Annotated in this window: 16 protein-coding genes and 1 pseudogene; 8 read left to right on the top strand and 9 right to left on the bottom strand. The window is 40.0% G+C overall.

What is annotated here, in order from left to right; translation table 11 throughout:
* Window positions 1-10 precede the first annotated feature (10 nt).
* From F565_RS0114980 to F565_RS0114990, 3 genes and pseudogenes are all read right to left on the bottom strand, one after another.
* Complete coding sequence (locus F565_RS0114980) at window positions 11-859, bottom strand: helix-turn-helix domain-containing protein (RefSeq protein ID WP_020214053.1); 849 nt, start codon at window positions 857-859, stop codon at window positions 11-13.
* A 38-nt stretch (window positions 860-897) separates the two neighbouring features.
* Window positions 898-1,305: pseudogene (locus F565_RS0114985) on the bottom strand (TerB family tellurite resistance protein); the annotation flags it as partial.
* A 138-nt stretch (window positions 1,306-1,443) separates the two neighbouring features.
* A complete protein-coding gene (locus tag F565_RS0114990) occupies window positions 1,444-1,782 on the bottom strand; it encodes a hypothetical protein (RefSeq protein ID WP_020214055.1) in 339 nt (112 codons plus the stop codon).
* Window positions 1,783-2,133: 351 nt separating this feature from the next.
* Between F565_RS0114990 and F565_RS0114995 the strand changes: the two genes are divergently transcribed.
* Both F565_RS0114995 and F565_RS22895 read left to right on the top strand, forming a co-directional pair.
* Complete coding sequence (locus F565_RS0114995) at window positions 2,134-4,359, top strand: NADP-dependent isocitrate dehydrogenase (protein ID WP_026300082.1); 2,226 nt, start codon at window positions 2,134-2,136, stop codon at window positions 4,357-4,359.
* A gap of 501 nt (window positions 4,360-4,860) precedes the next feature.
* Complete coding sequence (locus F565_RS22895) at window positions 4,861-5,376, top strand: hypothetical protein (RefSeq protein ID WP_154652623.1); 516 nt, start codon at window positions 4,861-4,863, stop codon at window positions 5,374-5,376.
* An 8-nt stretch (window positions 5,377-5,384) separates the two neighbouring features.
* Here F565_RS22895 and F565_RS23225 read toward each other — a convergent pair whose 3' ends face one another.
* Window positions 5,385-5,579 carry a hypothetical protein gene (locus tag F565_RS23225; RefSeq protein WP_231559644.1) on the bottom strand — a complete coding sequence of 65 codons (195 nt, stop codon included), beginning with the start codon at window positions 5,577-5,579 and terminating at the stop codon, window positions 5,385-5,387.
* A gap of 47 nt (window positions 5,580-5,626) precedes the next feature.
* Window positions 5,627-5,887, bottom strand: a complete 261-nt coding sequence (locus F565_RS23230) for an endonuclease V (protein WP_231559645.1) — start codon at window positions 5,885-5,887, stop codon at window positions 5,627-5,629.
* A 138-nt stretch (window positions 5,888-6,025) separates the two neighbouring features.
* Between F565_RS23230 and F565_RS0115010 the strand changes: the two genes are divergently transcribed.
* The 5 genes from F565_RS0115010 to F565_RS0115030 all read left to right on the top strand — a co-directional run bounded on the left by F565_RS0115010 (window position 6,026) and on the right by F565_RS0115030 (window position 11,428).
* On the top strand, window positions 6,026-6,961 hold the full coding sequence (locus tag F565_RS0115010) for a WG repeat-containing protein (RefSeq protein WP_020214058.1): 936 nt from the start codon (window positions 6,026-6,028) through the stop codon (window positions 6,959-6,961).
* Window positions 6,951-7,334 (top strand): hypothetical protein, encoded by a 384-nt coding sequence (locus tag F565_RS0115015; RefSeq protein ID WP_020214059.1) that lies wholly within the window; start codon window positions 6,951-6,953, stop codon window positions 7,332-7,334. The genes F565_RS0115010 and F565_RS0115015 overlap by 11 nt, the downstream gene beginning before the upstream one ends.
* Window positions 7,335-7,466: 132 nt before the next feature.
* Window positions 7,467-9,845: a TonB-dependent receptor gene (locus tag F565_RS0115020; protein WP_020214060.1), complete on the top strand. Its 2,379-nt coding sequence runs from the start codon at window positions 7,467-7,469 to the stop codon at window positions 9,843-9,845.
* A 39-nt stretch (window positions 9,846-9,884) separates the two neighbouring features.
* Entirely contained in the window at window positions 9,885-10,703 is an 819-nt protein-coding gene (locus F565_RS0115025; RefSeq protein WP_020214061.1) for a DUF4249 domain-containing protein, read from the top strand.
* Window positions 10,704-10,765: 62 nt separating this feature from the next.
* The gene (locus tag F565_RS0115030; RefSeq protein ID WP_020214062.1) at window positions 10,766-11,428 is read left to right on the top strand and encodes a thiamine diphosphokinase; all 663 of its coding nucleotides are present in this window, start codon (window positions 10,766-10,768) and stop codon (window positions 11,426-11,428) included.
* Window positions 11,429-11,493: 65 nt separating this feature from the next.
* Here the strand turns inward: F565_RS0115030 and F565_RS0115035 are convergent, their stop codons facing one another.
* Window positions 11,494-11,745 carry a hypothetical protein gene (locus F565_RS0115035; RefSeq protein ID WP_020214063.1) on the bottom strand — a complete coding sequence of 84 codons (252 nt, stop codon included), beginning with the start codon at window positions 11,743-11,745 and terminating at the stop codon, window positions 11,494-11,496.
* Window positions 11,746-11,908: 163 nt separating this feature from the next.
* Window positions 11,909-12,115 (bottom strand): hypothetical protein, encoded by a 207-nt coding sequence (locus F565_RS0115040; protein ID WP_020214064.1) that lies wholly within the window; start codon window positions 12,113-12,115, stop codon window positions 11,909-11,911.
* 176 nt (window positions 12,116-12,291) lie between these two features.
* On the opposite strand from F565_RS0115040, the gene F565_RS0115045 reads away from it, so the two are divergent.
* The gene (locus F565_RS0115045) at window positions 12,292-13,140 is read left to right on the top strand and encodes an NAD(P)-dependent oxidoreductase (RefSeq protein WP_020214065.1); all 849 of its coding nucleotides are present in this window, start codon (window positions 12,292-12,294) and stop codon (window positions 13,138-13,140) included.
* A gap of 128 nt (window positions 13,141-13,268) precedes the next feature.
* Here F565_RS0115045 and F565_RS22900 read toward each other — a convergent pair whose 3' ends face one another.
* Window positions 13,269-13,514: a hypothetical protein gene (locus F565_RS22900; RefSeq protein WP_154652624.1), complete on the bottom strand. Its 246-nt coding sequence runs from the start codon at window positions 13,512-13,514 to the stop codon at window positions 13,269-13,271.
* A 271-nt stretch (window positions 13,515-13,785) separates the two neighbouring features.
* Window positions 13,786-14,526 (bottom strand): 3-oxoacyl-ACP reductase family protein, encoded by a 741-nt coding sequence (locus tag F565_RS0115055; RefSeq protein WP_020214067.1) that lies wholly within the window; start codon window positions 14,524-14,526, stop codon window positions 13,786-13,788.
* Window positions 14,527-14,605: the final 79 nt, after the last annotated feature.

Raw genomic sequence — 14,605 nt, forward strand, 5'->3', positions numbered from 1 at the left:
TACTTTAAGTTCAGGATTCCGGTTTTATTTTGGCATCAGTATGCGTAAATGTAATAAAATCATCGCTCATTTGCTTACTACCCTTAGCCTTTCGGGCGAATGCTGCAGGCGTGGTACCACTGTAGCGTTTAAACTCCCTGCTGAGATGCGATTGGTCGGTATACCCTAATTCGTGTGCAAGGGCGGCAAGGTTAGATTCAGGTTTAAGCAATAACCGGTTTCGCACCTGCTCGAAGCGCATAAGTCCGGACACGTCTTTAACACTATAGCCGGAAGATTGCTTAAAGTTCCTTTCGAGCGTGCGAACAGTTACATGGGCAGCATCGGCAACCTGGCTTACAGGCAGGATACCATTTGTTTTGCTCATGGCCGCTCCTGCCTTAAAAAGCATGCCGTTAACAGGTATTTGCAAATGTCCATTCAGGAAATAGTTTTGTATTTGGGCTATTGCATCCTCTATCCTGCCTGCATTGATGTAATTATTTAAAACAGGCTGAAGCTGGACAATGGGGTGTTCGAACTTTTGTATACCCTCTTTACAGGAAGCCAGCCCGAGTAAGCCGAACACTGTCCACGGGTAACACCTTACGGCAATAATTTCTAACTTATTTTGCGAGTAAAACCGGACAGGATGATTAAGAAGCCCGATCATAAAAGGCGAAGGAAGTGGCTGTAAGTTGCCATTGCGTAAAATACTGCAACCGCTGCCAAAGTGGAATATGATTTCGGCATATCCATCGGGTACAACTTCAAGGCCATGAGGAAATTCATTAAAGTCTACACGGTCATACCAAAAGCATTTTATAATGTCCTGCAATTGTAAAGGTGGTTCAAATTCCTGATGGTATACCGACTGCATATTTAAATTATTTATGAGTATAAATATGCAATAGAAAATTAATTTTGCTGCGCACGGAAAAGCGCCAGTAACACTTCCGGGTCTATTAAACCTGTGGGAGACTGCTGCATTTCTACCAGTACGCTCTTCATGGCAAAAGGGCTTAACCCCATGTTAATACCCATTTCGCGAATGGCAACCTGCTCATTGCTGTGCAAAACACCATCGGCCTGCATAAGTAGTGCAAGGCGGTAAAACTGTAAAATGCGCTCATGCTCGGTTTTAATAACAACCTTTGGGGCGGGTTTGGTAAACAAGGTTTTAAAAGCATCGTTTTCTACCCTGAGCTGCGATGCCACTATAGAAAGAAAGCGGTATTCGCGCTCATGCACCTGCCCGTCTATCTTTGCAAAGGCAATCATTTCTGTTAATAAGCTTAGCTTTTCCTCGTAGCTATTCATGGCATTACATTTTGCGCTAAACTATTGCATTTGCATTAAAAAAACAAATACTTTATGAAACTGTTAATTTAACATAATAACAAATCCCGGAGTACACAAATATAAATGTGCCCGGGAGATGCCTTTTGATTTACGATGATTTATTTAAACTACTGTGCTTAAGTATTTTTCGATGTTTGCCATAGTGCCTGCCGGCATATTATCGGGGTCCTGTTCTGTAAAATTAAATACAAGGGCATCTATTTCTATAGCATAATTACCCGGTTTATTAGCCAGCTTAAGAAAGCCTTTCTTAATTTTTTGTCCGCGTGCCTTTGTTTTGAAGACTACCGGCCTAAAATTAAACCTGTTAACACTTTGGGTAGCCTTATGGTATACCAGCCACAATATATTGCGTAGGCCACTATATCCGGCTTGTTCTACCTCTATTATTGCCATATCGTTGTTGTCCAGGTAGTATACTATTTCGCACTGGTAGCTCATAACATTTGTATTTAATGGTAAACTTATTTTAGACGATAACCGCACATCTTTGTAACAGTAAAACGCAAATTATTTTTATAAATTTTACAAGTTCATTAAATAACAAAAGATTAAAGTTGCAATAACTTCATTTAAAAAATAGACATAATAAAAAAACCTGTGCCATTTTTTACGAAATAATGCCGCCTCATTTCTTTTTGTTTTTGTTATATTTGCGTGCCTTGCTTTATAAATTAGGACGAGTGTGGTTTATACTTTGCCTAAACTATTAAGCATTACAAACAAACACATAATAATGTATTAACAATAAGCTTTTTAAAGTTTTAAAAGGCTGTTTAAACAACAAAAAAAATGTCCGATACATCAAAGATCATTTACACGATAACTGATGAGGCCCCAATGCTGGCCACCCATTCACTTCTCCCAATTGTACAGGCCTTTGCAGCCCCTGCGGGCATAGAGGTAGAAACCAGGGATATATCGCTTGCAGGAAGGATTCTTGCTAATTTTCCTGAAAACCTTACCGACGACCAAAAAATAGGCGATGCCCTTACCGAACTTGGCCAACTGGCAAACACGCCGGAAGCCAACATTATTAAACTCCCTAACATATCTGCCTCTGTACCACAGCTTAAAGCTGCTATTAAAGAGCTACAGAGCCAGGGTTACAACATTCCTGATTTTCCGGAAGATGCCAAAACTGACGAAGAAAAAGAAGTTAAAGCCAAATACGGTAAAGTATTAGGATCTGCCGTTAACCCGGTACTTCGCGAAGGAAACTCTGACAGACGTGCACCACGCGCCGTTAAAAACTATGCTAAGGCACACCCGCACTCTATGGGAGCATGGACTGCCGACAGCAAAACTGAAGTTGCCAGCATGAGCGAAGGCGATTTTTATGGCAGCGAAACATCTGTTACCGTAAAAGAAGCTACAGATGTTACAATAGATTTTGTTGCTGAAGATGGTATCACAACAACCCTTAAAGCAAGCACTCCGCTTAAAGCAGGAGAAATAATAGACAGCAGTGCCCTTAGCCTTTCTAAACTTAAGGCATTTGTTGCAGAGCAGGTAGCTGATGCTAAAGCTAAAGGTATACTATTCTCTGTACACCTTAAAGCTACCATGATGAAGGTTTCTGACCCTATTATCTTTGGTGCTTTTGTAGAGGTGTTCTATAAAGAGGTGTTCGAAAAATATGCTGAGTTATTTAAAACCCTTGGTGTAGATACCCGTAACGGCCTTGGCGATGTTTATGCTAAGATAGCCGGCAAGCCGGAAGAAGCTGAAGTTAAAGCTGCTATTGATGCCGTTTACACTACTGCCACTGCCCTTGCCTACGTAAACTCTGAAAATGGTATTACTAACCTGCATGTGCCAAGTGATGTTATTGTAGATGCTTCTATGCCTGCAATGATACGTACAAGCGGCCAGATGTGGAATGTAGACGGTAAACAACAGGACACTAAAGCTATTATACCGGACAGGAGCTACAGCGGCATTTATACTGCCACTATAGATTTTTGTAAAAAACATGGCGCGTTTAACCCTGCAACTATGGGCAGCGTACCAAATGTGGGCCTTATGGCACAAAAAGCGGAAGAGTACGGAAGCCATGATAAAACATTCCAGGCTACTGCAAAAGGTACTATTAAAGTAACCGACAAAAACAACGGTACTGTATACTTACAACAGGCTGTTGAGGCTGGCGATATCTTCAGGATGTGTCAGACTAAAGATGCCCCTATACAGGACTGGGTAAAGCTTGCCGTAAACCGTGCACGCCTTAGCGATACTCCTGCTGTTTTCTGGTTAGACGAGAACAGGGCGCACGACGTGCAGATTATAGAAAAAGTAAAAACATACCTTAAAGACCACGATACTACAGGCCTTGATATTCAGATCCTGAACCCGGTTGCCGCTACACAGTTTACGTTAGAGCGCATCATTAAAGGTGAAGACACTATATCTGTAACAGGTAACGTACTACGTGATTATTTAACAGACCTGTTCCCAATACTTGAGCTTGGCACATCGGCAAAAATGCTTTCTATCGTTCCGTTAATGAATGGTGGTGGCTTGTTTGAAACTGGTGCAGGAGGATCGGCACCTAAACACGTACAGCAGTTTGTAGAGGAAGGTTACCTTCGTTGGGATTCGCTTGGAGAGTTCCTTGCCCTTGGCGTATCGTTAGAGCACCTTGGCCAGACGCTGAATAACGCTAAAGCATTAGTACTAAGCGAAACGCTTGATGCTGCTAACGAGAAATTTCTTGAAAACGATAAATCTCCTGCCCGTAAAGTAGGCCAGATAGATAACCGTGGTTCACACTTTTACCTTGCGCTATACTGGGCACAGGCCCTTGCAGCACAGGATAAAGATGCAGAGCTGAAAGCTAAGTTTACAGAGATCGCTAAAGACCTTACAGAGAACGAAGCTAAAATTGATGCAGAGCTTGTAGGCGCACAAGGCAAGCCACAGGAAATAGGCGGTTACTACCACCCTGACTATGCACTTACAGATAAAGCCATGAGGCCAAGCGATACCTTTAATGCAATCCTTGCTAAACTGGTTTAATTTATATTCATTTTACGAAGCCCGATAAGCCTTTTCAGGCTTCTCACTCCGGACAAAATGAAAACAAAAGCTATCCTGAAAAGGGTAGCTTTTTGTTTAAATTTGTCGTTGATTCGTAAATGAGATCCGCTAATAATTTTAAGCACTGCGCTACCAGATTATAACTAACAATTTTTAAACTAATATATAGTTATGCTATTTGTTATCATTTTTTTGTTACTGTTTATTTTTATTGCAATTTCTCTATCCTTTAAGTCAAGTGTAGTTTTTTTTTCTGCAATGTACTATTGGACGTTCTCTATTACGTTGTTAATTAGTTTACCTCTGCTATTATTTTTGAATCCATATTGTTTTCTTTTTTTTGGATTTGCAGTTTTATTGTTAATACGGGGAAGGCGTTTTTACAGGCACGATGATAACCAGAAGCGGGCAATTGCATCAGTCTTAAGAATTTTTAGTTTAACTCTATCATTGATATTATTGATTATATATTTAGCTTTTATGAATACAATCGAGGCTAAATATATTAATCCGCATTTGTTATATGCAATACTTATACCCATATTAGGTATTACTGTGGCCTGGTATATGCACGCTATGTCTATAAACAATATAATAAAAACAATTATTATACTTGTAAGTTTTTCACTACTACTTATTGTATGGGCTGTTGATCCTCTACTGAAAAAAAATTATGAATATTTTGGAAAAAAAATAGAATATACCCAGCCTATTTTTAATAGTTCTTTTTTAAAAGTAATGCAAATTTTCGGTGAATATCCTGCACCAATGATTGTAAGTACGAAGCAAATAAACACAGGCGAGTCATTATTGAATGTAACTTTTGATTACAAACAAACCAAAGACATTAAATTGAAAAATCGACTGGAACTGATTGTACAAAAAGATAAGTATTATAATCAACGTTATAAAAAGCTAGACAATAGTTCTGTCGCCAAAATAGATACCATTTTAAAATATAATTACTATTTGTTTACTGAGCATAAGGAAAGATAAAACCTATCTCATTGCTCTTTTGTAATTCTGTCCAGTTCCTTTAAAATATCGGGCATACGGTAATTGCCATGCATATTTTTAATTAAAGAGGCGGCAATATCTAACTCTACCCCTATTGCAGAAACATACAGCGGGTTTTTACTTTCGCCACGCAAAACCTCAACAACTGTTTTTTTATTGGCAAAGAAAGAAGATTTTGCCACCCCTATAACCGGGATTTTGTTTACTAACAGTTGCCATGCATAACCCCCTAACCCAAAACTACCGCATTATCTACATACATGTGGCCATCTATAATAATGGCATCGATAGTATTTAAATTTACAACTTCAAAAATATGCTGAATGCAGGGAAGTTCGCGTTTATAAAATTCGCCGGGCACATAGTCTCCCACACCTTTTATATATTCAACAACAGTTTCAGTAGGCTTTGCATCTTCCCAATTAAAAATAACACCCACGGCTTTGGCATCATTGGGACGGTAATAAACATCTATAGCTAATACACTCATATTGCTAAAATAAGTATTATTGAATAGTATTTACAAAAATATTTACCTTAGCTCCCAACCTTTTATCTGTTTTTAGCATCCTTATGTAAAAGATAATTTATGTTTAGTAAAAGCCTCTACTGTATATTATTTATCGTAATGTCTTTCTTGGGCCATAGCCAGGATTTGAGAAGTACTTTGCCATTCGACCTAACAATTTTAGAAAGGCAGGCCATTTATGCCGATGACATAATGCCAAAAGGCAAAGCCGGTAAGTTTATTTACATAAACACAAAAACGGGCAAGGCTGCTTTTAAGGGAATCTACGATAGTGCTTATCCCTTTGTAAAAAATGCTGCCGTAGTAGTAGTTGACGGAAAGCATGGCATTATAGACCGAACCGGGAAATGGCTTGTAAAACCTTTTGTTTGCGCTTTTGTATTACCGTCATACGAAGACTATATAGCCATATTCAGGTCGGCAGTAAATAATAGTGAGGGAGAATTTACTTATAATTTACGGAGTAAAAAAGCCAATGATGGATACATTTATTGTGAAAAAGCCGCTGGTCCCCAACACTATTTTTTTAAGGATGGAAAAGGGCCGTACGGCGTAAAAAATCTCGTAGAAAACAAAATTTTGATAAAACCACAGTACGACAGTATTTATGGTATCTATCAATCGGGTGCAGTGTTAGTCAGGACAAAGAACATAGGCATCGTTAACCTGAATAATGAAATTATCGTACCTTTAGAATATGACAATATTACAAGGCGCGGCGGTAATTATCCTATGGCAACTAAAATTATTGGGCTGCATAAAAATAATACCTGGGAATATTTCGACCTTACAAACCTTAAACAAGGCTCCATACTAAAAAGCACGCATAAATGCTATATCCTGGAAGGTTTAGCCCTTAAGGATGCACTGGGAATTTATAAAGAAGGTAACAAATACAATATTTTATTTAAAGACGGCAGTACATTGCCTACAGCTTATGATTGGATATCTGATAATGGCTTAATAGCTATAAACAACGGTAATGTATATATTTTAAACAATGATAAAAGCGCTTATTTGTATTATGAAAAGTAAAATACTAATAATACTGTTACTGCTTACAGGTACATTGGCTTTTAGCCAAAACACTATTTTAAAAGGCAAAAAATTTAAAACTGCTGTAACTCAAAGTTGCGCCAAGACTACTACCGGTGGTTACATGAAATACTCGTACACTCAATATGAATTTGGTAAAGATTCCGTAGCAATGGTATTTTACTTTAAACGCTCTGATATGCCAAAAGAAGAAACGCATACCCAAACCTATAAATATAAAGTAAGCAAACAAGTTGTATTAGTAATGCGACAGGATAAAGGTGTAAAAAGTGTAGACACATTAAAGTTCGTATCCCGAGGATTGGTTGGCAAAAGATATGGAAACCCAATAGCCTTAGCACCTGTACAATAATTTACAATCAATTATAGTTTAGGTAGAGCAAAAAGTAACTTTTTATGTGTTAAATTACGGTAACCTTTGTAACGCATGGCAATTTTAACCGTCTAAAGAGCGTTACCTTTTTACCAATCAATAAAACACATCATGATATTATCCCTCAAAGTATGCCTTACGGCATTCTTTCTATGCTTTTTTTCTGTAGTAATCGCACAGGAAAAATTTACCTTAAGCGGCACCATCGCCGATGGCAGCAACAAAGAAACCCTTATTGGCGCAAGCGTTTACATTAAAGAATTGCAAACGGCAGTATCTACAAACGCCTCCGGTTTTTACAGTATCTCACTACCCGCGGGTACCTACACCCTACAGGTAAGCTACGTAAGTTTTGGCACTATCGAGCAAACCGTAACGCTTACTAAAAATACCAAAAAGAACTTTAACCTTAGTAACAGTACCGAGGAACTACAGGAAGTTGTAATTTCTCAAAATGCCAAACGCGCTAACATTAAAACTCCCGAAATGAGCGTTAACAAGCTTACCGTTCAGGACATTAAAAAAATGCCGGTGGTTATGGGCGAGGTAGACGTTATACGATCTTTAATGACATTGCCCGGCGTTACTAATGGTGGCGAAGGGGCATCAGGCTTTAATGTGCGAGGCGGTGCTGCCGACCAGAACCTTATCCTGCTGGACGATGCCATGCTCTTTAACTCTTCCCACCTTTTTGGTTTCTTCTCGGTGTTTAATTCAGATGCTATAAAAGACCTTAACCTGTATAAGGGTGGTATACCGGCACGTTTTGGCGGTAGGGTATCATCGGTACTGGATATCAACCAGCGCGAGGGTAATACAGATGGCTACCATGCGCAGGGTGGTATTGGGCTTATATCGAGCCGCCTTGTTGCCGAAGGGCCTATCAATAAAGGTAAGGGTTCGTTTTTAGTAGGCGGCAGAACGTCATACGCGCACCTCTTCCTTAAACTGGCAGATAACGATAACACAGCTTATTTTTATGATGTAAACATGAAACTTAAGTACGACCTAAACCCAACCAATAAAATTTATTTGTCGGGTTACCTGGGTCGCGACGTTCTTAAAATAAACGACAACTTTAGCAACGTATACGGTAATACCGTTTTAAACTTTGGCTGGAACCATAAATTCAGCGATAATGTATCGTCTAACATGGCTGCCATATACAGTGATTATTTATACGGCATGAAACTCGATTTTATAGGCTTTAACTGGGACAGCGGTATAGAGAGCTTTACGTTTAAATATGACTTTAAACACAAACTGAACGACAAGTTTAAACTTACCTATGGCGCAAGCGGTATTTACTACAACTTTAACCCCGGTACTATAACGCCAAGCCGCGCCGACTCCGGTATTAACGCAAGGCAACTGGACAGGAAATATGCATTTGAGTCGGCATTGTACCTTGATGCTACTAACGATATTACCAGCAAGCTCAGTGTAACCTATGGCCTTCGTTACAGCATGTTTAACCGCCTGGGGGCTCAAACGGTTAATGTATACGAAAACAACCGGGCTGTAGTATACAACGATGCGCTTCATATTTATGAAAAAGCCGTGCCTGTAGGTACAGAATATTTTGGGCGTAATAAAAGCATAGCCAACTTTGGTAACCTGGAACCCCGTGCGGCAGTGTCTTACCTGTTAAGCGAAGATGCATCGGTTAAGGCCAGTTATAACCGCATGGCGCAATACCTGCATTTAATATCTAATACAGCTTCGGCAACACCGCTCGATGTTTGGGCACCAAGCGATAATTTTATCAAGCCACAAATACTCGATCAGGTAGCATTAGGGTATTTCAGGAATTTTAAAAATGATGCCTACGCGCTTGAAACAGAAGTGTTTTACAAGACCCTTAAAAACCGTGTTGACTATATTGACGGTGCCGACCTTATTGCTAACGAGGCTATAGAGCAGGTAGTACTGCCCGGCAAAGCAAGGGCGTATGGCCTTGAAGTACTGGTGCGCAAAAATACCGGCAAGCTTACCGGCTGGGTTGCCTATACCCTATCCCGTGCAGAGCAGCAAACTCCCGGCAGGACACCAAATGAGAGCGGTATAAACAATGGCAAATGGTACCATACAGGGTATGATAAACTGCATAATCTATCGGTAACAGCGTCGTATGCTTATACACAAAAATGGTCGTTCTCGGCAATATTTGCATTACAAAGCGGGCAACCGGTAACGTACCCTAATGGGCAATATTCTTACGGAGGTATTAATATACCAAGCTATGGTACGCGCAATGAAAACAGGCTGCCTGTATACCATCACTTAGATATATCTGCAACATACGCTCCTAAGCCTGAAAAGAAAAAGGGCTGGCAGGGCGAATGGGTGTTTAGTATTTACAACCTGTACAACAGGCAAAATGCAGCATCTATAAGCTTTAGGCAAAACGAAGATACCGGTAATAACGAAGCCGTGCGCCTTTCTATCTTTGGTGTAATACCAAGTGTAACCTATAACTTTAAATTTTAAGCAGACATACATCTAACTTAAAATCAAAACATATACATCATGAAAAATATAAAATATATACTATCCCTGTTTTTACTTTTAGTACTTGCCTCTTGTGAGGAAGTGGTAGATGTAGATCTTGATACAGCCACCCCACGCCTCGTGGTTGAAGCTTCTATAGACTGGGAAAGAGGTACATCGGGCAGGTTGCAGACTATAAAATTGTCTAAGACAAGAGGTTATTATGATACCCAGGTACCTGTTGTAGAAGGTGCAACTGTATTCATAACAAATAGTGCAGGTAACAATTACAACTTTGATGAAGAACCGGGTACAGGCAATTATATATGTAATTACTTTCAGCCGGCAATAGGCGAAACATACGTGCTTACCATAATTAGCGAAGGGCAAACTTATACGGCTACCGAGAAAATGTATGCTGCACCGCTTATAACCCGTACTGCCCAAACTAATGAAGGTGGTTTTCTTGGCGAAGATATAGAAATGCGTTTTTACTGGGATGATTTTCCTGATGAAGATAATTACTACCTAACCCGCATAGATGCTGCAGTAATACCTTTTCCTGATTATGATACCAGCGATGACGAATTTTTTCAGGGTAACGAAATGTTTGAGGTATTTTTTGACGAAGACCTTAAACAGGGCGATGTTATAAACATAAAACTTTATGGCATATCGCAGCAATACCACGATTATATGAATGTACTGCTGGAAGCGGCAGGCGGCGGTGGCGGGCCATTCTCTGCGGTGCCGGTAGCTGCACGTGGTAACGTTATTAATGCAAACAATAATGCTAACTATGCCTTAGGCTATTTCAGGGTATGCCAGGTTGGGGCTTTAGATTATACGGTGCAGTAGATTGATATGCATTATATAATGAAAAGATTTTAATCTATTTTTGCAGAAACCAAAAATACAACATGTCATCACACCACATAGTTCGCGACGACCAAGAACCTGCCTTAATAATTGCTAATGGTGCTGCATGCAGTACAGAGCTTATGGGGCAATTGCTGGAGTGGTCGCCGCTTGTAATTGTGTTAGACAGTGCTATTACACGCGTTATAGAACTGGGAATTAAGGTAGATGTACTGTTGGGAGATTTTGACAGGGGGTTTGATCCTGAATATTACCGTGAGCTGCAATATCCGCTGGAAATTGTACACACGCCCGACCAAAACAAAACCGACCTTGAAAAAGCGTTTGATTACCTTGTATCGCGCAATTTTCCTGCGGTAAATGTTATATGGGCTACCGGCCGCCGTGCCGACCATACCATTACAAATATTACCGGTATGGTACGTTTTCGGGATAAGCTGAAAATTGTAATGCTCGATGATAATTCTAAAATATTCCTGCTGCCTTATAAATACGAAAAATGGTATCCTAAAGCTACCCCTATTTCGCTTATACCAGTGGGCGCAGTTACAGGTATTACTACCCAAAATTTAAAATACCCCCTTACTAATGAAGAACTCACGATAGGATACCGAACCGGAAGCAGCAATGAAGCCGAAGCCGATGGGCCTGTAATAATAGAATATAAAGGTGGCGACCTCCTTATGATGGAGTGCTATGATTAATACAAACAAAAAGAGCAATTTGTAAATTACAAAGTGCCCTTTTCAATCTAACCAAATTAATATTGTTATGGAACCTGGGTGCCAATCGGATTTTCCTTGGTATCGTTCTCAGTTCCTGTTTTTACTATCGTATCGTTTTTTCTTGCAATGGTGTCACCTATTGGTTCAGATGACATCCCTGCAGTACTGTCTACAGCCTCTACATCGTCTGTTGCCCTGTCGTCGCCTTCATCGGTTTTATTTTTACACGATGTAAAAGCAAGCCCGGCAATAAGAGCTGTTGCAAGCATGGTATTCTTTACAAAATTAGTTTTCATATATATTTACTTTTAAGAGGTAATTGGTTTATATCTCAAAGTTACGGGTTATTACTATACAATAATCAGGGCTTTTTATAAAAAAAACATAAAATATCACAATGTTATTATAAAAAAAGGACAGCCTTTTGCGAGACTGTCCTTTTCATTGTATTACCCCTGATTATGGCTTAGGCGTTACAGTATCTGTAGTTGTAGCTATAGTATCTGTAGTTGCAGGAGCTACTGTATCAGTAGTAGTTGTTGTAGTTGTAGATTCTGTAGAGATAGAGTCTGTAGCTGTAGTTGTATCTCCCTCAGTTTTGTTGCTTCCGCATGATGTAAGAGCTAAACCTGCTACCATCAATGCTGTTAAAAATACTTTCTTCATGATTAATTGCTTTATATTAGTGTTATGAGGTAAAGGTAAGTATGTATCATTAAACTTTTCTTATCGTTTTGTTAAAAACGTAACTAATAATGCTATGTTAACATCGTTAAGCTGATATAAAGTATTTTTTTCTGAAATTTGTTTCATAATAGTATCTGCTTAACACGAATTAAAAAATGCAAACAACAAAAATAGGATGGATAGGCTTAGGCATTATGGGTAAGCCCATGTGCAGCCAGTTAATAAACGCTGGTTACAATGTAACCGTATATAACCGCAGTAAAGTCAAGGAAGCCGCCCTTACAGCAATGGGTGCCACTGCTGCCCCTACCCCTGCTGCTTTAATACATCAAACCGATGTTGTGTTTATTATGGTAACCGATGACAATGCCATAAATCAGCTCTTTGATGGTGAAGATGGCTTACTTTCGGCAAATGCATCGGGCAGGCTTATTATAAATATGAGTACCGTATCGCCGGGAATAAGCAAGAACTATGCACAACTGTGCAGCAATAGTGGCAACAGCTATCTTGATGCGCCGGTATCTGGCAGCCAGAAACAGGCCGAAGAAGCCCAGCTTGTTATTATGGTGGGTGGTGATGTTACCGCATTTACTACTGCAAAACCATTGTTAGACAATATTGGTAAAATGGTAACGCATACAGGGGCTGCCGGCACTGGCAATACCGCAAAGCTGGCTATAAACACTTTGCTTGCCATACAGGCGCAGGGACTCGCCGAAGCCGTTAGCTTCGCTGCACAAAACGGTTTAGACCCACAGCAATTACTTACTCTTATAAACAATAGCGCCCTTGCCAGCACCTTTATAAAGATAAAAGGTGATGCGATAATAAATGATAACTATAAACCTGCCTTTGCACTTAAAAACATTGTTAAAGATTTAAGCCTTGCCAAAGATGAAGGAATGGCAAGCCCACTGGGCACAGCGTCATTAAACAGTTTTAAAGAAGCTTCAGTAGACTATGGCGACGACGATATTATAGCCATCTATAAACTGCTGTAAAAGTAAATGACATCCTGACAACTGTCCTGATCACGACACAGGTTATTCCATTTCGACGAAGTAGAAATCTCAATCAATAGCTGAGATTTCTACTTCGTCGAAATGGAACACAACCTAAATGATTTTATTTAAGGCTCACTTGGCGCTTTGGGCGATGTTAAAGTATCCTGCATTTTTATAGCAGGGTCGCTGGTATTTACATTAGCCGGAGAAATATTCATATCGCTCGATGTGCGGTTGTTTGTAGGGTTACCCACAACAATATTATCCTCGGGCGCGCCCTCCCCGGTCTGGCTCATGGCGCAGGAAGCAAAGATTAGCCCTACTCCCAGGAGGAGACCCATAAATTTCGTTTTGGTGTATATAGTTTTCATAACATCTGTGTTTACCTTAAAGGTACGCCACTAAAACAAACAGGGGTATTAAAGAAAGTATAATTCTTTTAGGAGTTGCTGAGGTACTTAGATACTAAGACTCTAAAGTGTTAAGAACCGTCCGGTAAAAAAGATTGAGCATTGTACAAACAGTATATATATTGCTTGTACAATGCTCAAAATCTTACCTAAATAGACTATATGTATTCCGTCGCTCTACTTATAATCTAAGCGACTAAGCATCTAAGTACCTCAGTACCTCCTAAAAAAATTACCCTTTAAATCCACCATCTATATTAAGGCTTGCACCGGTAATGTAAGCTGCTTCGGGGCCGGCAAGGTAAGCTACGAATGATGCTACTTCATCGGTAGTACCATAACGCCCTAAAGATATTTGCGGTATAAGCACTTCTGCAAAAGGGCCATCTTTGGGGTTAAGATCTGTATGTACCGGGCCGGGCTGAAGGTTATTAACGGTTATGCCAAGCGGGCCAAGATCTCTTGATAATGCTGTGGTAAACCCTTGTACGGCTGCCTTGCTCGCTGCATATATCGAGCCGCCTGCAAACGGCATCCTGTCAGAGTTTGTGCTGCCAATATTGATAATGCGTCCGCCATGACCCATGTATTTTAATGATGCCTGAGTGGCTACAAAAAGTCCACGCACATTAATGTTCATTAGTTTATCATACTCTTCAATAGTAATATCTGCAAAAGGTTTAAAAGTGCCTATGCCGGCGTTGTTAACCAGTATATCTATACTGCCTAAAGCAGCTGCAGTTGCAGTAATAGCGGCTGTTATAGCAGCAGCATCGGCACTATCGGCCTGAATGGCTATTGCTTTGCCTCCGGTAGCGGCAATTTCCTGTACGAGTGCATCGGCATCTGTTTTACCCGATACGTAGGTAAAGGCTACAACGGCTCCTTCGCTTACTAAACGTTTTACAATTGCGGCACCTATGCCGCGGCTTCCTCCTGTTACTAATGCTGTCTTGTTCTCTAATGTTTTCATGATCTTATTTTTAAAGTCTTATAAATTATATTTTGAAATTGCCCGTTGCTTTTCGATAGTGTAGCGTTGGTCATTATTT

The organism is Flavobacterium rivuli WB 3.3-2 = DSM 21788 (assembly GCF_000378485.1).
GTDB classification, from domain to species: Bacteria; Bacteroidota; Bacteroidia; order Flavobacteriales; family Flavobacteriaceae; genus Flavobacterium; species Flavobacterium rivuli.